At 56.1% G+C, this 16663-nt stretch carries 17 protein-coding genes and 1 pseudogene; 11 read left to right on the top strand and 7 right to left on the bottom strand.

Going from position 1 to position 16663, the window contains the following annotated elements; all coding sequences use genetic code 11:
• Nucleotides 1-3: 3 nt before the first annotated feature.
• The 3 genes and pseudogenes from urtE to ACREYP_RS11720 all read left to right on the top strand — a co-directional run bounded on the left by urtE (nt 4) and on the right by ACREYP_RS11720 (nt 1975).
• Nucleotides 4-702 carry an urea ABC transporter ATP-binding subunit UrtE gene (gene urtE / locus ACREYP_RS11730; RefSeq protein ID WP_336818705.1) on the top strand — a complete coding sequence of 233 codons (699 nt, stop codon included), beginning with the start codon at nt 4-6 and terminating at the stop codon, nt 700-702.
• Nucleotides 703-796: 94 nt separating this feature from the next.
• Nucleotides 797-1495 (top strand): annotated as a pseudogene (locus ACREYP_RS11725) (GNAT family N-acetyltransferase); the annotation flags it as partial.
• Nucleotides 1496-1534: 39 nt separating this feature from the next.
• Nucleotides 1535-1975, top strand: coding sequence for a GNAT family N-acetyltransferase (locus ACREYP_RS11720; protein ID WP_442892465.1), 441 nt, complete (start codon nt 1535-1537; stop codon nt 1973-1975).
• Nucleotides 1976-1989: 14 nt separating this feature from the next.
• On the opposite strand, the gene ACREYP_RS11715 is transcribed toward ACREYP_RS11720, so the two are convergent.
• The gene (locus ACREYP_RS11715; RefSeq protein WP_498881402.1) at nt 1990-3201 is read right to left on the bottom strand and encodes an MFS transporter; all 1212 of its coding nucleotides are present in this window, start codon (nt 3199-3201) and stop codon (nt 1990-1992) included.
• Between the two features lie 198 nt (nt 3202-3399).
• Between ACREYP_RS11715 and eamA the strand changes: the two genes are divergently transcribed.
• Nucleotides 3400-4302 (top strand): O-acetylserine/cysteine exporter, encoded by a 903-nt coding sequence (eamA, locus tag ACREYP_RS11710; protein ID WP_008459035.1) that lies wholly within the window; start codon nt 3400-3402, stop codon nt 4300-4302.
• A gap of 43 nt (nt 4303-4345) precedes the next feature.
• Here eamA and marB read toward each other — a convergent pair whose 3' ends face one another.
• From marB to marR, 3 genes are read right to left on the bottom strand one after another with little or no spacing between them, the layout of a single operon-like run.
• Nucleotides 4346-4558, bottom strand: coding sequence for a multiple antibiotic resistance regulatory protein MarB (gene marB, locus ACREYP_RS11705; protein ID WP_008459034.1), 213 nt, complete (start codon nt 4556-4558; stop codon nt 4346-4348).
• A gap of 38 nt (nt 4559-4596) precedes the next feature.
• Nucleotides 4597-4989, bottom strand: coding sequence for an MDR efflux pump AcrAB transcriptional activator MarA (marA, locus tag ACREYP_RS11700; RefSeq protein WP_008459033.1), 393 nt, complete (start codon nt 4987-4989; stop codon nt 4597-4599).
• A gap of 20 nt (nt 4990-5009) precedes the next feature.
• On the bottom strand, nt 5010-5444 hold the full coding sequence (gene marR / locus ACREYP_RS11695; protein WP_008459031.1) for a multiple antibiotic resistance transcriptional regulator MarR: 435 nt from the start codon (nt 5442-5444) through the stop codon (nt 5010-5012).
• A gap of 187 nt (nt 5445-5631) precedes the next feature.
• On the opposite strand from marR, the gene ACREYP_RS11690 reads away from it, so the two are divergent.
• Entirely contained in the window at nt 5632-6300 is a 669-nt protein-coding gene (locus ACREYP_RS11690) for a MarC family NAAT transporter (RefSeq protein ID WP_008459029.1), read from the top strand.
• A gap of 46 nt (nt 6301-6346) precedes the next feature.
• Here ACREYP_RS11690 and ACREYP_RS11685 read toward each other — a convergent pair whose 3' ends face one another.
• Entirely contained in the window at nt 6347-7546 is a 1200-nt protein-coding gene (locus ACREYP_RS11685; protein ID WP_166992588.1) for a sugar transporter, read from the bottom strand.
• A gap of 196 nt (nt 7547-7742) precedes the next feature.
• Between ACREYP_RS11685 and ACREYP_RS11680 the strand changes: the two genes are divergently transcribed.
• Nucleotides 7743-8534: a PhzF family phenazine biosynthesis protein gene (locus ACREYP_RS11680; protein ID WP_008459025.1), complete on the top strand. Its 792-nt coding sequence runs from the start codon at nt 7743-7745 to the stop codon at nt 8532-8534.
• Between the two features lie 122 nt (nt 8535-8656).
• The gene (locus ACREYP_RS11675; RefSeq protein WP_034809311.1) at nt 8657-9493 is read left to right on the top strand and encodes an SDR family oxidoreductase; all 837 of its coding nucleotides are present in this window, start codon (nt 8657-8659) and stop codon (nt 9491-9493) included.
• On the opposite strand, the gene ptrR is transcribed toward ACREYP_RS11675, so the two are convergent.
• Entirely contained in the window at nt 9494-10363 is an 870-nt protein-coding gene (ptrR, locus tag ACREYP_RS11670; RefSeq protein ID WP_008459022.1) for a putrescine utilization regulator PtrR, read from the bottom strand.
• A gap of 101 nt (nt 10364-10464) precedes the next feature.
• Between ptrR and sad the strand changes: the two genes are divergently transcribed.
• From sad to glsB, 3 genes are all read left to right on the top strand, one after another.
• Nucleotides 10465-11856 (top strand): succinate-semialdehyde dehydrogenase, encoded by a 1392-nt coding sequence (gene sad / locus ACREYP_RS11665; RefSeq protein ID WP_008459020.1) that lies wholly within the window; start codon nt 10465-10467, stop codon nt 11854-11856.
• A gap of 202 nt (nt 11857-12058) precedes the next feature.
• Nucleotides 12059-13660, top strand: a complete 1602-nt coding sequence (locus ACREYP_RS11660; RefSeq protein ID WP_008459018.1) for a methyl-accepting chemotaxis protein — start codon at nt 12059-12061, stop codon at nt 13658-13660.
• Nucleotides 13661-13729: 69 nt separating this feature from the next.
• On the top strand, nt 13730-14656 hold the full coding sequence (gene glsB / locus ACREYP_RS11655) for a glutaminase B (protein WP_008459016.1): 927 nt from the start codon (nt 13730-13732) through the stop codon (nt 14654-14656).
• 9 nt (nt 14657-14665) lie between these two features.
• On the opposite strand, the gene ACREYP_RS11650 is transcribed toward glsB, so the two are convergent.
• Complete coding sequence (locus ACREYP_RS11650) at nt 14666-14788, bottom strand: hypothetical protein (protein WP_254902675.1); 123 nt, start codon at nt 14786-14788, stop codon at nt 14666-14668.
• Between the two features lie 316 nt (nt 14789-15104).
• Here ACREYP_RS11650 and ACREYP_RS11645 point away from each other — a divergent pair, with 316 nt between their 5' ends.
• Nucleotides 15105-16586, top strand: coding sequence for a GGDEF domain-containing protein (locus ACREYP_RS11645; protein WP_498880870.1), 1482 nt, complete (start codon nt 15105-15107; stop codon nt 16584-16586).
• Nucleotides 16587-16663: the final 77 nt, after the last annotated feature.

Here is a 16663-nt window from a genome sequence, read left to right as displayed (position 1 = left end):
AATATGCTGCAGGTGAATGAGCTTAACCAGTATTACGGCGGCAGCCATATTCTGCGCGGCGTCAGTTTTGAGGTACGCGTGGGGGAAGTGGCCTGCCTGCTCGGGCGTAACGGCGTGGGGAAAACCACGCTGCTGAAAAGCCTGATGGGGCTGGTGCCGGTGAAAAGCGGCAGCGTTAGCTGGCAGGGGAAAACCATCACCCAGCGCAAACCACACCAGCGTGTTCAGGCCGGTATTGCCTACGTGCCGCAGGGGCGGGAAATCTTTCCGCGGCTGACGGTGGAAGAAAACCTGCTGATGGGGCTGTCGCGCTTTTCCGGGCGCGAGGCAAAGGCCGTCCCGGACGAGATTTACCAGCTCTTTCCGGTACTAAAAGAGATGAAGCTCAGGCGGGGCGGCGATCTCTCCGGCGGGCAGCAGCAACAGCTGGCGATTGGCCGCGCCCTGGCCTGTAAGCCACAGCTGCTGATTCTGGATGAGCCGACGGAAGGGATCCAGCCGTCGATCATCAAAGAGATCGGCCAGGTGATTCGCCACCTCGCCGGGCGCGGGGATATGGCAATTCTGCTGGTGGAACAGTTTTACGATTTTGCCGCAGAGCTTGCGGACCAGTATCTGGTGATGTCTCGCGGGGAGATAGTCCAGCGCGGGCACGGCAGCGCCATGGAACAGGAAGGCGTCCGGGGGCTGGTGGCGATATAAGTGGTCTGCCAAAAAATACCGATTGTGGTACTTTTAGCTGAACCTCTGTGCGCCTATAGTTTTCGACATTCACCATCGAATTCCAGAGGTTAGCATGTCTTTTACCGTCAACAGTTTCCAGCAGCCGATTGGCTTATCTCTTCCTGACTGGCAGCGCCGCCCGCTGCCGGAGCGCGTCACGTTAAACGGACAGTTTTGCCGCCTCGAGCCATTAAGTGCGGCTCGGCACGGGGCGCAGCTTTGGCAGGCCTGGGGGCAGGCTGAAGATGCGCGAGGCTGGACTTATCTCAGCGTTGGACCGTTCGATACCGAAGCCGACTTTATGCAGTACATTGCCGGGGCAGAAACAAGCGCCGATCCTTTTCATTTTGCCGTGGTGGATACCGCCAGCGGCCAGGCGCTGGGCACGCTGTCGCTGATGCGCCTTGACCCGGCGAACGGCAGTATTGAAGTCGGCTTTGTGGTGTTTTCGCCGTTGCTGCAGCGTACCGCTCTGGCCACGGAAGCCCACTTTTTGCTGATGAAGTATGCGTTTGAAACGCTGGGCTACCGCCGCTATGAGTGGAAGTGCGACAGCCTGAACGGGCCATCTCGCCGCGCGGCGCTGCGTCTGGGCTTCCGTTTTGAAGGCGTGTTCCGCCAGATGGGCATCTACAAAGGGCGTACCCGCGATACGGCGTGGTTCTCTATCACCGATGGCGAGTGGCCGCTGGTGAAAAGCGCGTTTGAACGCTGGCTTGCCGCGGACAATATGCCTCACGGCGTACAGCGTGTTGGGTTGGCGGCTATTCGCGACGCACTTAGCCGCCAGAAAAGTGAACCCGCTCGGCAGGTGAATGTCCGCCTGCTAACGGCGGGCGACCGGGCGCAGTGGCAGGCGCTCTGGCAGGGCTATCTGACCTTTTATGATGCCCAAATCAGTGACAGTGTCACCGATTTGACCTGGGAACGTATGCTGGATGCGCAGGAGCCGCTGTGGGGATTCGGGGCTTTTGATGACCAGGGAACTATGCTTGGTTTCACTCACTTTCTCTATCACCGCAGTACATGGTCAGCAACCAACTACTGCTACCTGGAAGATCTGTTTGCGACGCCGCAGGCGAGGGGCAAAGGCGTTGGTCGGGCGCTGATTGAAGCGGTACGTCAGCATGCTGGAGCCAACAACAGTTCGCGCCTGTACTGGCATACCCATGAAACCAACGCCACTGCGCAGACGCTGTATGACAAAGTGGCGAAGAAATCCGGCTTTATCAAATACGAAAAAGACGTGTAATCACGAGCGCCTCGTCAGGCCGTTATGGGCTGGCGAGGCGGCGTATTCATGCCGATCACGATGGCGTAGTAAGCCAGTACAATTGTCGCCATCAGTACCACGAACAGCATGTAAGGCGGCAGCCAGCTCAATAACAGCCCGGTGACCAGCGGGTTGCAGGCTCCACCAAGCCAGCCGAGCTGCTGGGCGGCAAAGTAGCTTGATTTCAGCCCCGACGGCGCGATGTTGTCGACAAGCATGTATTCCCCGGGCGCGTAGATCAGCTCCCCAATGGTAAACACCAGCGAAGACAAGCCCCACAGCCACAGATTAGTGCCAGAAATCATAAAGCCGCCGAGGCCGCAGACGAAAAACAATGTGCCGTAGAACATCATCTTTTTGATGTTATCGGGACGAATGTTTTTACCCAGGAAGTACTGGAAAGCGACAACCACAATGGCGTTGACCGACAGCACGACGCTGACCACCTTTTCCGCCAGCCCGGTATCGCCGATAACAATCGCATATTGCGACAGGCAGCCGGCGAACGCGCCGTAAACCATCGAGCCTAAAAATGCCGAGGTCGTGAACCACATCAGCTGTTTGTCGCGCAGCATCATACGCGGCGACGGCAGCACCTTGTCTTCCACTTCCGTAGCGCGGCTGCTCACCGGCTGGCTTTGTACGTAACGGGCAATCATCAGAATCGGCAGCAAAGCGGTCATGGCGGAGAGCCAGAACGGCAGATTGGTGCTGTACATCACCACGAAGGTGCCTATCGGCGGGCCAACCGTCCAGCCAACGTTGACGAAGGTGTAGTTGAGGGAGAAGATTTTGGGCTTCAGGCTGATGTCCAGCGTTTCGGAAAACCAGGCTTTCACCACCACGGAGAACACGGTGTAAGAGCAGTTGATAATCGAGTAAAACAGCACCACCAGCCCGGCGTTGTGCACCAGCGGGATAACCGCAAAACCGCCGAGGAAGATGACGATAGCCAGCAGCATCGCTTTTTTCTTATCAAATTTATCCGCAAGGATGCCAAACCACAGGCTGAAGATCACCCCGGCCACCAGTGCGACGGTAATCGCCAGGCCGATATCCGTCAGCGCCATCTGGTATTCGCGCGAAAGATAAATGGTCATAAATGGCAGCGTCAGACCTCGCCCGATAGTCAGCAGCAGCGAAGAAATAAGTAACGCAGTTGTTGCAAGTTGTTTGCCTGCAAACAGATTTCTGAGGGCGGTCATGGCGGCCTGTTTAGTCATCGTGAGGTAAGAGAACAAGAAAGATTTATCACGAAAAATCAGCCTGGTATAGCAACCAAGTCTGACATAAGCACGATACATCACATCTGTACTCCTGACAAAAAGTGGGATCTGTATCTATTTACTCAGGGGGATAAGGTTTATTTTTTTACAAATCGATAATAAATACAGGGCGGGACAATGACGCGTAAAGATGGATTGCTGGCATTGCTGGTGGTGGTGATTTGGGGCGTGAATTTTGTGGTGATTAAGCTGGGGCTGCACAATATGCCGCCGCTGATGCTGGCGGGGCTGCGCTTTTTGCTGGTGGCGTTTCCGGCGCTGCTGTTTGTGGCCCGGCCAAAGCTGCCGTTCCGGCTGCTGGCGGGCTATGCGCTGACCATCAGCTTCGGGCAGTTTGCCTTCCTGTTTACCGCGATCAAGTTTGGCATGCCCGCCGGGCTGGCTTCACTGGTGCTGCAGTCTCAGGCGTTTTTCACCATTATTCTGGGAACGTTTTTCTTTGGCGAGCGGCTGCAGGCTAAGCAGCTGGCCGGGATCACCCTGGCGGTCTTCGGCGTGCTGGTGCTGATTAAGGGCAGTTTCGAAGGCCAGCACGTCGCGCTGCTCGGCTTTATGCTGACGCTGGCGGCGGGCATGAGCTGGGCGTTCGGCAATATCTTTAACAAGATGATCATGCAGCATGAACAGCGCCCGGCGATCATGTCGCTGATTGTCTGGAGTGCGCTGATCCCGGTGCTGCCGTTTTTTGCGGCAAGCTGGCTGCTGGATGGCCCGGCAACGATGCGGCAAAGCCTGGTGAACATCGATACAACGACCATTCTGTCGCTGATCTACCTGGCGTTTATCTCTACCATTGTGGGCTACGGGATCTGGGGCACGCTGCTGGGGCGCTATGAAACCTGGCGCGTAGCTCCACTGTCGCTGCTGGTGCCTGTGGTGGGTATGGCCAGCGCGGCGTTGCTGCTCGGTGAAAAGCTGACGGTAATGCAGTTGCTGGGCGCGATGCTGATTATGGGCGGGCTGTATATCAACGTTTTTGGTCTGCGTTTTGGCCGGTCGGTGAAGCGGGCCTCATCCTGATATTCGCGGCACCCGCCCAGCATCGGGCGGGTCAGCCTTTATCTTACGAACGTGAATGACCGTGGTAGTACGGGGAGCCCAGCTCTTCTGAACGTTCAGCTGCCGTTTGCTGCGGGCCTTTAGACAGTTGACTGCCGGAGCAGGTGATCATGTTGCCGTAGTTGGCCTGGGTGGCGTTGAAGCTGCCGGACTGCTCCGCAAGAGCGTTGGTTGATGCCAGCGCCAGAAGGAGCGCGGCTGCGGAGATGACTTTCATATTTCCTCGGTTACGTCTGTAAATCGGACGGTGATGCGTTAGTTACACAAACTGCAATACTGGTTGTACGGGTGCAGATACTTGCCTTCGCCAGCGAGACGGGTTACGCGGTACTTGTGCGGCGGCACCGAGAAGTAGTTCTTGAAGGTGCGGGTTAACGTCTGCTGCGATTCAAAACCGTAGCGCTCGGCCAGATAAAGGATCGGTTCGTTGCTCTCTTTAAGCTTCAGGGCGATTTCGGTCAGCTTACGGTTGCGGATGTACTGGCCCATTGAGTGGCCGGTTTCTTTTTTAAACATCCGCTGCAGATGCCACTTGGAGTAGCCTGAGCGCTGAGAAACCTTCTCCAGCGAGAGCGGGGTTTCCAGGTTCTCTTCAATCCACCCCAAAATGCTTTGAATTGTGACCGCATCATTGTTGCGTCTGGACATCGTTTCACCTCTTTGCAGGTTTACGGCAATACCTTTTTCAACAGGCGATAAAGCGTATCGACTTCGTCGTCCGTAAGGTTTTTAGTGAGTTCTTTATGGAGGCTAAGCCCCACCAGGTTTCGGCATTCTTCACACAGCGCCACGCCTTCCGGCGTCAGCCTGATCAGAACGCCGCGCTTATCGTTGGGGTTCGGCAAACGCTCGACCCAGCCTTTGCACAGCAGGCGGTCCAGCATTCGGGTTAACGCACCGAGGTCAACGGAAAGCACTTTTTTCAGCTCGACTGGGGTAATACACACTTCATAGTGAATGGAGCACAGCACCTTAAACTGGGTCGCGGTGATATCCAGCGGGGAGAGCGAATCGTTTAACAGGCGATCTTTATGCTGATTCACCATGTGGATCAATCGCCCGAGGGGGATCATTTCGTTAAACAGATCACAGGTGCTTTTCACTATGTTTGCCCAGGCAAGTAGATTAGTCACGGCAGATACTATTGCCGAGGCAAGTATAAGTCAACGTGATGATTCAGCCGATGCCACGAAAAGCTAAAACGCTTCAACAGCGGTCAGTAAACTGCGGGCTGCTATAGTCTAACCTGCGCTATAGCTGTTCAATAAAGGACAAAAAAAGGATAAAAATATGATGGATTTACTCAGGGCTATCGGCCTTGGCCTTGTGGTACTGCTGCCGCTGGCGAACCCGCTCACCACCGTGGCACTGTTCCTTGGGCTTTCCGGGGACATGAACAGCCGGCAGCGCAATCGCACGGCGCTCATAGCTTCGGTGAATGTGTTCGCCATCATGATGGTGGCGTATTACGCCGGGCAGGTGGTGATGAACACCTTCGGGATTTCGATTCCCGGGCTGCGTATTGCCGGGGGCTTGATCGTCGCCTTTATCGGCTTCCGTATGCTGTTCCCGCAGCAGAAAGCACATGAATCCCCGGAGGCGAGAAGCAAGTCGGAAGAGTTAAGCGAAGAGCCGGAAGCCAATATCGCTTTTGTGCCGCTGGCGATGCCGAGCACGGCAGGGCCGGGCACCATCGCGATGATTATCAGCTCCGCGTCTACGGTGCGGGCGGGCTCTGACTTCCCGAGCTGGGTCATTACCGTTGCGCCACCGCTGATTTTCCTGGCCGTGGGCGTGATTCTTTGGGCCAGCCTGCGAAGCTCCGGTGCGATTATGCGTCTGGTGGGTAAAAGCGGCATTGAAGCGATTTCCCGCCTGATGGGCTTCCTGCTGGTATGTATGGGCGTGCAGTTTATTATTAACGGCGTGCTGGAAATTATTAAAACTTATCCCGCCTGATTTGAGCGTGATGGAAAAAAATGCCCTCGTGATGAGGGCATTTTTGTTACTGCGTAGGCTGGGGCCGCTCTTCCAGCGCCACCGGCCAGCGGCGGAACACCAGAATGGACCAGACCAGCGCGATAAGCGCCGGAATCGCGCCGATAAAGCCGATATCTGACATGGAAATATGCAGGCTGACCTGGTTCCCCACCAGCGCGCCCGCGCCAATGCCGATATTAAAGATCCCGGAGAACAGCGACATCGCCACGTCGGTGGCATCCGGCGCCAGGGCCAGGACTTTAACCTGCATCCCCAGGGCCACGATCATAATTGAAATGCCCCAGAACAGGCTGAGCCCGGCAAGGGTGAGTTCGCTTTGCGCGGCGGGCAACAGAAGGACCAGGCAAGCGGCCATCAGCGCAATCGCGCCGGACACCAGCCCCGAAGCGTATTTATTCCCCCATTTGCCAAACAGCACGCTGCCGATGATGCCCGCGCCGCCAAACAGCAGTAAAAGCAGGGTGGCAAAGTTAGCGCTAAGCCCGGCAATTTGCTGGACGAAAGGTTCGATATAGCTGTAGGCGGTGTAATGCGCGGTGACCACCACCGCGATTAAGGCATAGATATTGACCAGCGCCGGGCGGCGGAACAGTTTGGGCACGCTCGACAGCGAGCCAGAATGCTCGCTCGGCAGTTTGGGCAGCAGTTTCATCAGGCAAAACAGCGTGATGGCCGCCACGACGCCAATGACGAAGAAGGTGGTACGCCAGCCGAAATATTGCCCGACGATACGCCCGATCGGCAAGCCCAGCACCATTGCCAGCGCCGTGCCGGTGGCGAGCAGGCTTAACGCCTGCGCTTTTTTGCCCGCCGGAGCCATACGAATGGCCAGGGAAGCGGTAATCGACCAGAAAATGGCGTGGGCGAAAGCAATCCCAATGCGGCTGATGACCAGCACGGTAAAGTTCCAGGCGAGGAACGACAGCACGTGGCTGGCAATAAACAGCAGGAAAATGCTAATCAGCAGGCGGCGACGTTCAACCTGGCTGGTCATCAGCATAAAGGGCAGCGACATCAGGGCCACCACCCAGGCGTAGATAGTCAGCATGATCCCGACCTGCGCGGTTTCCATGCCAAAGCTTTGCGCAATGTCGGACAGCAGGCCGACGGGCACAAATTCGGTGGTGTTAAAAATAAAGGCGGCGACGGCGAGAGTGACGACCCGCAGCCACGCCGTTTTGCGCGAAACGGTAGCAATTGTCATAAGGGAATATGCAGGTAAATAAGGGGTAGGAATGGGGCGATCATAAAACCATCAGATCGGCGACACAACCCATTTTGTGATTTATGTCTCATTTGGGGCTAGCGCCTGGGTACGGTAGAAAAAAAACAGCACAGTTCGGGCGAGTATGTCATGGTAGAGGTGAAGAAAATAACAATGAAAAGCAGGAGTAACGCCAATGCAAGCAATTGACTTTTATATGGTAGACGCCTTCGCAGACGCAACGTTTGGCGGCAACGCGGCGGCGGTTTGCCCGCTCAGCGAATGGCTGCCGGATGAAACGCTGCTGAAAATGTCGCAGCAGCATAATCAGTCGGAAACGGCTTTTTTTGTGACCACGGATGAGGGCTTTGAGCTGCGTTGGTTCACCACCCAGGGGGAGATCAACCTTTGCGGGCACGCTACGCTGGCGGCCTCCCACGTTATTTTCGAGCATCTGGATTACCCGGAGGCGACGATCCGTTTCAGCACGCGTTTTGTTGGCCCGCTGACCGTGACGCGTAGCGGTGAGTGGCTGACGCTGGATTTCCCGGCCTGGGAAACGCAGCCGATTACGCCGCTGCCCGAGCTGCTGGCCACGCTGGGTATTAGCGAGTGTAAAGAGATGCGCGTCGGGCGTGATTATATGGTGGTGCTGGAAAGTCAGGCGCAGGTTGAGGCGATTCAGCCCGATATCAGCGCCATGATCCCGCTGGAGAAAATGGTCTGTATTACCGCCGCAGGCGAAAGCGAGTATGACTTTGTCAGCCGCTTCTTTTGCCCGGGAGAATCGGTGCCGGAAGATCCCGTCACCGGCTCCGCTCACAGCATGCTGATCCCTTACTGGGCGGATAAGCTGAATAAAACCCATCTGCTGGCACGGCAGGTCTCTTACCGCGGCGGGGATCTGCGCTGCCAGTACAAGGGCGACCGGGTGTTGATTGGCGGCAAGGCCGTGACCTATCTGGTGGGGAAAGTGCTGCTGCGTTAACTTGCCGGGCAAAATTCCCCGGGATTAATGAATGCAGTTCATAAAGGCTAGCACGTCGGAGGCGATTATTGATGAATCCGGCCGTGCTAGCCTTATTGCATTCCACTATTCAGGAGAAAAACATGCTTTCTTCCCAGGACGTTATCGTTGTTATCGGCAGCGGATCGATTGCTCAGGCGATTGCCCGCCGCGTCGGCACCGGCAAACATATTTTGCTGGCCGATATCACGCCGGAAAATAGCCAGACCGCGCAGCAAACGTTGCAGCAGGCGGGTTTCCGGGTCAGCACCACCGTGGTTGATGTTCGCTCGCGGGAATCGATTCAAAATCTCGTGAGTCTGGCTTGTGGCCACGGAGAAGTGAAGGGCGTGATCCACACCGCCGGGCTTTCACCTTCCCAGGCTGCCGCTCAGGATATTCTCCGGGTCGATCTTTACGGGACGGCAGTGGTGTTTGAGGCGTTTGGGAAGGTTATTGGCGCGGGAGGTTCCGGGGTGGTGATTGGCTCGCAGTCCAGCCACCGGCTGGATGTGGACGCGCTGACGCAGGCCGAGGCCGACGAGCTGGCAACGCTGCCGCCGGAAAAGCTGCTGGAATTACCGCGAGTCAAAGCCATTGACGACAGCCTGTATGCCTACCAGGTGTCAAAACGGGGCAATGCGCTGCGGGTGATGGCCGAGGCGGTAAAATGGGGGCGGCGAGGCGCGAGAATCAACTGCATCAGTGCCGGGATCGTGTATACCCCATTGGCCTATGACGAGCTGAACAGTGTCGAACGCGGGGAGTTCTACCGAAACATGCTGGCGAAATCCCCGGCGGGAAGAGGCGGCACGCCGGACGAAATTGGCGCCCTGGCTGAGTTTCTCTTTGGCCCGAACGGCTCCTATATCAGCGGGAGCGATATCCTGATCGACGGCGGGGTGACCGCCGCTTATAAGTATGGGGATCTCAAGGCTTAGTTAAGGCACCTGCGAAGGCAATTCCAGCAGCGAAATAAAAGCATCCAGCTGGCGGGTTTTGGCGTCTCTGCGCCACAGCAGCCAGGTATCAAGATAGCGCTTATCCTCCGGCAGCGGCCAGGTGCTCACCTGATGGCTGCCCGGCATACTCTCCAGCATACTCCGTGGCATCAGCGCCAGCCCCGCGCCGGCAATCACGCAGGCCAGCATCCCGTGATAAGACTCCATTTCGTGGATCTTGCCCGGCATAGCCTGGCTGTCGTGAAACCAGCTCTCAAAGTGACGGCGATAGGAGCAGTTGGCCCGGAAAGCGTAAATACTCTCGCCGTTCACGTCGGCCCCGCTGAGAATAGGGGCATGATCGGCGGGCGCGACGACGGTCATCTCTTCGCGATACACCGCCAGGCCCTCAAGGGACGGATGCAGCACCGGGCCGTCAACAAAGGCGGCGGCGAGGCGGCCTTCGAGCACGCCGTCAATCTGGTCGCCGGAAGGCCCGGTGGTGAGAGAAAGGTGGATTTTCGGGTAACGCTGGTTAAAGTTTGCCAGTACGCCAGGAATGCGCACCGCCGCCGTACTTTCTAACGAACCCAGCGCCAGCGGGCCCTGAGGTTCATCGCCGGACACCACCATGCGTGCTTCATCCACCAGCGCCAGAATGCGCTTGCTGTAGGCCAGGAAGCTGTGGCCGGACGGGGAGAGCTTCAGGCGCTGGTTCTCGCGAATAAACAGCGCCACGCCTAAATCAGCCTCCAGCTGCTTGATGCGGGTCGTGAGGTTCGACGGGACGCGGTGTACCTGCTGCGCGGCGGCGCTGATGCTGCCGGTTTCAGCGACGGCGTTAAACATTTCCAGTTGAGTGAGGTCCATGGCTTTCTCAAATCGTGAAGGGTTTGCTTAGTATTATTCATTTTTAAACTTTGTGCCTCAAGGCTACTGTTAACATCTCATTCACCTGTCGAGGCACCACCATGCAATCAGTAACCGGGCAAACCCACGCCATTTCACGCAATCCCGCTACCGGTGAGCGGATTGCGGTTTATCCTTTTGAGAACGCCGCCCGGATTGATGCCGCGCTGGCCCGTAACCAGCAGGCTTTTAACGCCTGGCGCGTTACCCCGCTTAACGAACGTGCGCAAAAGCTGCGTGATTTGGGCGCGGCGGTGCGTAAACACGGCGAAGCAATGGCACAAATGATTACCGCCGAGATGGGCAAGCCTATTTTGCAGGCGCGCGCTGAAGTGGCGAAGTCCGCTAACCTTTGCGACTGGTATGCCGAGCACGGCCCGGCCATGCTGGGGGCGGAAGCGACTCAGGTTGAACACAATAAGGCGGTGATTGAATACCGTCCGCTGGGGCCGATCCTGGCGGTAATGCCGTGGAACTTCCCGCTGTGGCAGGTGCTGCGTGGGGCGGTGCCGATTCTGCTGGCCGGTAACAGCTATATTCTGAAACATGCGCCAAACGTGATGGGCTGCGCCGAACTCATTCGCCAGATGTTTGTTGACGCGGGCTTTGTGCCTTCGCTGTTCGAACTGCTTAACGTGACGCCGGAAGGGGTCAGCCAGGCGATTAACGACCCGCGTGTGGCCGCCGTCACCGTGACCGGTAGCGGTAGAGCAGGTGCCGCGATTGGTGCCCAGGCAGGTGCCGCGCTGAAAAAATGCGTGCTGGAGCTGGGCGGGTCCGATCCGTTTATCGTGCTGAATGATGCCGATCTCGACGAAGCCGTGAAGGCCGCCGTGGCAGGGCGCTTCCAGAACACCGGGCAGGTTTGTGCCGCCGCGAAACGCTTTATCGTTGAAGAGGGAATTGCCGCCGCCTTTACCGACCGCTTTATTGCCGAGCTGAAAAACTATGAGGTTGGTACGCCGCAGGAAGAAGCTAATCGCATTGGGCCGATGGCACGCTACGATCTGCGTGATGAACTGCATGAGCAAGTGACAATGTCACTTAAGCAGGGCGCAAAACTGCTGATCGGCGGGGATAAACTGCCTGGCGAGGGCAACTACTATGCGCCGACCGTGCTCACTAATGTCACGCCAGAGATGACCGCGTTCCGCCAGGAGCTGTTTGGCCCGGTGGCCGCGATTACCGTCGCCCGCGACAGCGAACATGCCCTTGAGCTGGCAAACGACAGCGATTATGGCCTGTCCGCAACGGTTTATACCGCGAATGAACAGCTGGCGCTGGAGATGGCGGCACGCCTCGAATGCGGCGGGGTGTTTATCAATGGCTATAGCGCCAGCGATCCGCGCGTGGCGTTTGGCGGGGTGAAAAAGAGCGGGTTTGGCCGCGAGCTTTCCCATTTCGGGCTGCATGAGTTCTGTAATATTCAGACCGTGTGGAAAGACAGGCGCTAGCTTAGCCCGCCTGGCGTCGGTTTGCCGGGGAGGAATAATGCTTGTTTTCTCCGGTAAGGGCAGACGTTATGCTGGTTTATGCCCGCGCAATCAGTAAAAAGTAAGGCCGCCTTGAAGGTGGTCTTGTTTGTCATGAGAATGAAATAATTCTGTCATTTTCGCTCAGTACACTCGCGGCATCGTTGTGTTACTGAAGAAAATCATGAACATAAGTCAAATTTTTCGCCGTTTAAATCCCTTCAGGCTGCTTGCCCGTCGCCCTCGTGAATTCGGGCTGCTGAGCGGGGTGGTTGGCGTTATCGCACTCTTTTCCGTGCTACAAGTTCTCTCCACCGTGTCCCTGTCCAACATCCTGCACGAAACCCGCCAGAGCGTCCTCGAAAATAACCAGCTTCATCAGCAGCAGGTGGTCATGGAGAAGGCGAGAACCTCGCTGCTGATGACCAGTGACCTGCTGAACCGGGCGGGCGTTTACTTTATGCAGGACAAAGAGACCGGGTCGGTCGGCAGCTGGAACAGCCTGGTGGATGAGGCCGACGCCGCCCTGAAAGTTTCGCAGCAGAATTTTGCCGCCTGGCAGCAACTTCACCCGGCGGGCAGCGAGAGCCTGGCCAACAGCTATCAGCTGTTCTTCGGCGGATTGAAAGAACAGCTGGAAGGGATGCAAAAGAAGGCCTCCATCGATGCGTTCTTTGAAGTGCCGATTCAGGCTTTCCAGTCCGATTTCAACGAGCAGTACGCGCGCTATCAGACCGAAGGCGAGAAGCAAACAGCTGCGGCCAGCCACACATTGCTGGACAGCCTGAGTCAGGCGCAAACGCTGTTTATTATCGCGCTGGGTATATTACTGGTCGTGGCGATTGCCGTCTGGCTGGGCGTGGCTCGCTGGGTGATTCGCCCGCTGCGCAGCCTTATCGAACATTTACATATTCTGGCCGCCGGCGATCTGTCGCGGCTCCCCGCTGAGCGAAGACTGGTTAACCGCGAGGTGAAGCAGCTGCACGGCAGCGTACTGGAAATGCAGCAGGGCATTCAGCAACTGGTGCAAGAGGTGCGGGAATCCTCGGCCATTCTGTTAAGCAATATTGGCCAGCTTGCGGAAGGGAATAACGAGCTGTCTACCCACTCTTCACAGCAGGAGCAGGAGCTGGAGAAAGTCACTCTGCATATCACCGAGCTGGAATCCCGCGTACAGGAAAACAGCCAGTACGCTATTCAGGCGAACCAGCGCGCGGACGAAGCGCGTGAGATGGTGGCCGGTGGCGACCAGATGATGCACACGGTGAATACGTCAATGCAGGATATTGTGACCCGTTCCTCTGAGATGCGCGGCATTGTGGCGATGATTGATAACGTTGCTTTCCAGACCAATATCCTGGCGCTAAACGCCGCCATTGAGGCGGCTCATGCGGGCAACCAGGGGCGAGGTTTTGCGGTGGTGGCACGTGAAGTTGGCCTGCTGGCGAAACAGAGTAGTCAGTCGACCAGAAATATTCAGTCGTTGATCAATAACTCGCTGCAAGGTATTGAGCAAGGCAGCGAAGCCGTCTCAGAGCTGGAGGCGCAGTTGAAAAATGTGATTGCCCAGGTGACCCGCCTGAGCGGGCTGCTGAATGAAATTTCCAGCGCCTCCGTTGACCAGGGCGCCAGCGTGCATCACGTCACGGCGCGGATCACCACGCTTAATCAGGCGGTGAGCCAGACCGGGCTGCTGATTAAGGCCTCGGCTAATACCTCAAAACGTTTGCTGGATGAGTCCCAACGCCTTGAAAAAGCTGTCGCTCGCTTTCAAATGACCGCCTGAGTTCGTCTTATTATCGGCCCGTGGCTCTGGTATACTTTCGCCGCTTAACATATGCCTCAGGAGCGCACGGTGCCGGTTCAATTAAACAATCAGTTACTGGAAGAGATCCTCGACCAGGTTCGCCCTTTGCTGGGTCAAGGAAAGGTCGCGAATTATATTCCGGCGCTGGAAGAGGTTTCCGGCAATAAGCTCGGGATTGCTATTTGTACCGTGGACGGAGAGTTCTTCAGCGCCGGGGATGCGTCAGAGCGTTTTTCTATCCAGTCGATTTCTAAAGTGCTGAGCCTGACGCTGGCGATGGGTCGCTACGATGAAGCTGAAATCTGGCAGCGCGTAGGCAAAGAGCCGTCCGGCCAGCCGTTTAACTCTCTGTTACAGCTTGAGCTTGAGCAGGGCAAACCCCGCAATCCGTTTATTAATGCCGGTGCGCTGGTGGTATGTGACATGCTGCAAACCCGCCTCAGCGCGCCCAAACAGCGGATGCTGGAAGTCGTGCGGGCGCTCTCCGGTGCTGACGATTTAGTCTATAACACACGCGTCGCGCGGTCTGAATTTGAGCATTCGGCACGCAATGCCGCGATTGCCTGGCTGATGAAGTCATTTGGTAATTTTGAGAATGATGTCATTACGGTGCTGCAAACCTATTTCCATTACTGTGCGCTGGAAATGAGTTGTCTGGAGTTAGCCAAAACGTTTTTATTTCTGGCCAATCAGGGGCGGGCTCTGCACATTGCTGAACCGGTGATCTCTGCTCAACACGCTCGGCAGATTAATGCGCTGATGATCACCAGCGGCATGTATGACGGCGCGGGAGAATTTGCCTATCGCGTGGGGTTACCGGGGAAATCGGGCGTGGGTGGCGGGATTATCGCCAACGTACCGAATGAAATGTCTATTGCCGTGTGGTGCCCGGAGCTGGATGCTTCCGGTAACTCACTGGCCGGGACGGCCGCGCTGGAAATTCTCTCTCAGCGCATCGGGCGCTCTATTTTTTAACCGACGCAGTTATTGCAGTAATAATAATCCCGGTATGCGCAACCATAGCACGCCAACCAGGCTAACGGTGGCCAGCACGGCCAGCATTATGGCGGTAATGATGAGTCGTTCCGCCCAGGGTGTTTTACGCATTTCAGCTCCGGGAAATCCTACGTTTATGGACTATAAGGCAGCGACGTTAAACATCGGTTAAACCTGAGGCTGCTAATTATTCCCCGGCAATAAGTCTGAATTTTTAGCCACAAAGCCTGCCGTTGACAAAAGGCGGGGGAGAAGGTGGCAAAAATTTAACTTATGGCTAATAGTTCATGCGGAACGCTGGCGAGTTGAGTGAATTTTCTTCTTTCTCTCAATGCCCTGGATTGTTAGCGGGATAAACATGCTAAGCTAATGCTTATTTTCGCAATCACCTGATGGCGCTATTTATTTTCAGCGGTGATGAATAGATATGAACCAGGATAGCATGGTTAATCGACCTAAGTTTTCATTCTTTTCCCCCGATAAAATGCTGTTAAATGCGATCAGTGTTTTTGCGCTTACCACGCTATTTTACTTCTTTGGCGCTTCGCTTCGGCTGGTTAACGATCTTTCGCTATTCTGGCCGCTGAATGCGGTGCTGGCCGCCATCTTTGTGCGTAATCCGTGGCTGAACAAAGCCATTTATTATTTTATTTGCTATGCGGCAATGCTGGTTTATGACGCCTTTACCACCCAGTGGGGCTGGCAGTCGACGATCATCAACTTTTCAAATATGGTGTTTATTGTCACCGCCGCCCGTTTATTGCTGCGCTATTCGCGCAATATGGATGAGAGTAACTGGGCGCTAAATGCGTTTAATATTTTTAACTTTTCGCTGATTGCCGCCATATTATCTTCATTATTTGGCGCGGTAGGATCGCTGGGGATAAGCGGCGATTACCATGAAAAGTTTATGCCGCTCTATGCTGACTGGGTGAGCGAGCAGTTTTCAACCGGCGTCCTGATGCTGCCCTGTTTGCTGACCGCCAGCTGGCCTTCCTGGCGGAAACTGACCGGTATCGTGCCGTCAGACATGTATCCGTTTTTTTCCGTGGTGATTGCAGTCTGCACGGCGATGATTATCGGCGGGGCGGGCAGCCTGGCGTTTCCGCTCCCTGCGCTTATCTGGTGCGCCATTCGCTACCCCCTCCCGGTTACTGCGCTGCTGACGCTGATTACCGGCGGGGTGGAAATTGTGCTGGTGGCCCACGCGGCAATTAATCTCCATTCCGAACAGCCGCTGCTGCTGGTCGATCAGATGTTCTCGGCGCGCCTGGGCATTGCCACTATCGCGATTTGCCCCCTGATTGTTTCCATCAGCGTGGATGCCATTAATCAGCTGATTAAGCAGACTTCGCGGCGTGCCGACTATGATTACCTGACGGGCGTTTATTCCCGCTCCGGGCTGTTTGAAGCACTCAAGCGCAGCGGGCGGCATCAACCAATCCCGCAAGAGCCGCTGCTGTGCGTGATGCTGCTGGATATTGATTTTTTCAAACGAATCAATGACAGCTGGGGCCACGAATGCGGGGATACCGTGCTGGCCTCTTTCGCCAGCAGAGTGCTGGACACCGTAGGTGAGCGAGGAATGGTGGCGCGCATCGGCGGGGAAGAGTTTGTGGTGGTGTGCCGGGTTCGGGATAACCAGCAGGGTTTTGAGATTGCCGAGCAGATCCGCAAAACGATTGAAGTCAGTACTTTTCACTACGAAGAACAATCGCTGTTTATCACCGTCAGTATTGGCCTGGCTGAGGCGGCGTTGGGTAATAACACGCTGGAAGCAACCTTTAATCAGCTTATTCCCGAAGCGGATAAGTATTTGTATTTATCGAAGCGGCATGGGCGCAATAAAACCAGCGCGAGTAACGTCCACGCTGAAGTGTTTCCGGCCTCGCACATGCGTGATTCTTAATAGCCATGTTCACTTCGGATCCTTTATTATCGCGTAGTATGCCCGTGCAGTTTGTCGTGGCTGGTTCGTTTGCCTGA

This window comes from Enterobacter sp. TMH.L2 (assembly GCF_050847315.1).
GTDB lineage: Bacteria > Pseudomonadota > Gammaproteobacteria > Enterobacterales > Enterobacteriaceae > Cedecea.
Note: the sequence above shows the minus strand (reverse complement) of the source record. Positions and strands in the feature narration are given on the sequence as shown.

Excerpts from the sequence above, each read along its gene's own strand:
- ACREYP_RS11715 (WP_498881402.1), bottom strand. The coding sequence starts at position 3,201 with ATGACCGCCCTCAGAAATCTGTTTGCAGGCAAACAACTTGCAACAACT.
- ACREYP_RS11680 (WP_008459025.1), top strand. The coding sequence starts at position 7,743 with ATGCAAGCAATTGACTTTTATATGGTAGACGCCTTCGCAGACGCAACG.
- marB (WP_008459034.1), bottom strand. The coding sequence starts at position 4,558 with ATGAAAGTCATCTCCGCAGCCGCGCTCCTTCTGGCGCTGGCATCAACC.
- ACREYP_RS11690 (WP_008459029.1), top strand. The coding sequence starts at position 5,632 with ATGATGGATTTACTCAGGGCTATCGGCCTTGGCCTTGTGGTACTGCTG.
- sad (WP_008459020.1), top strand. The coding sequence starts at position 10,465 with ATGCAATCAGTAACCGGGCAAACCCACGCCATTTCACGCAATCCCGCT.
- ACREYP_RS11660 (WP_008459018.1), top strand. The coding sequence starts at position 12,059 with ATGAACATAAGTCAAATTTTTCGCCGTTTAAATCCCTTCAGGCTGCTT.
- urtE (WP_336818705.1), top strand. The coding sequence starts at position 4 with ATGCTGCAGGTGAATGAGCTTAACCAGTATTACGGCGGCAGCCATATT.
- ACREYP_RS11645 (WP_498880870.1), top strand. The coding sequence starts at position 15,105 with ATGAACCAGGATAGCATGGTTAATCGACCTAAGTTTTCATTCTTTTCC.
- ACREYP_RS11650 (WP_254902675.1), bottom strand. The coding sequence starts at position 14,788 with ATGCGTAAAACACCCTGGGCGGAACGACTCATCATTACCGCCATAATG.
- ACREYP_RS11675 (WP_034809311.1), top strand. The coding sequence starts at position 8,657 with ATGCTTTCTTCCCAGGACGTTATCGTTGTTATCGGCAGCGGATCGATT.
- marA (WP_008459033.1), bottom strand. The coding sequence starts at position 4,989 with ATGTCCAGACGCAACAATGATGCGGTCACAATTCAAAGCATTTTGGGG.
- ACREYP_RS11685 (WP_166992588.1), bottom strand. The coding sequence starts at position 7,546 with ATGACAATTGCTACCGTTTCGCGCAAAACGGCGTGGCTGCGGGTCGTC.
- eamA (WP_008459035.1), top strand. The coding sequence starts at position 3,400 with ATGACGCGTAAAGATGGATTGCTGGCATTGCTGGTGGTGGTGATTTGG.
- ptrR (WP_008459022.1), bottom strand. The coding sequence starts at position 10,363 with ATGGACCTCACTCAACTGGAAATGTTTAACGCCGTCGCTGAAACCGGC.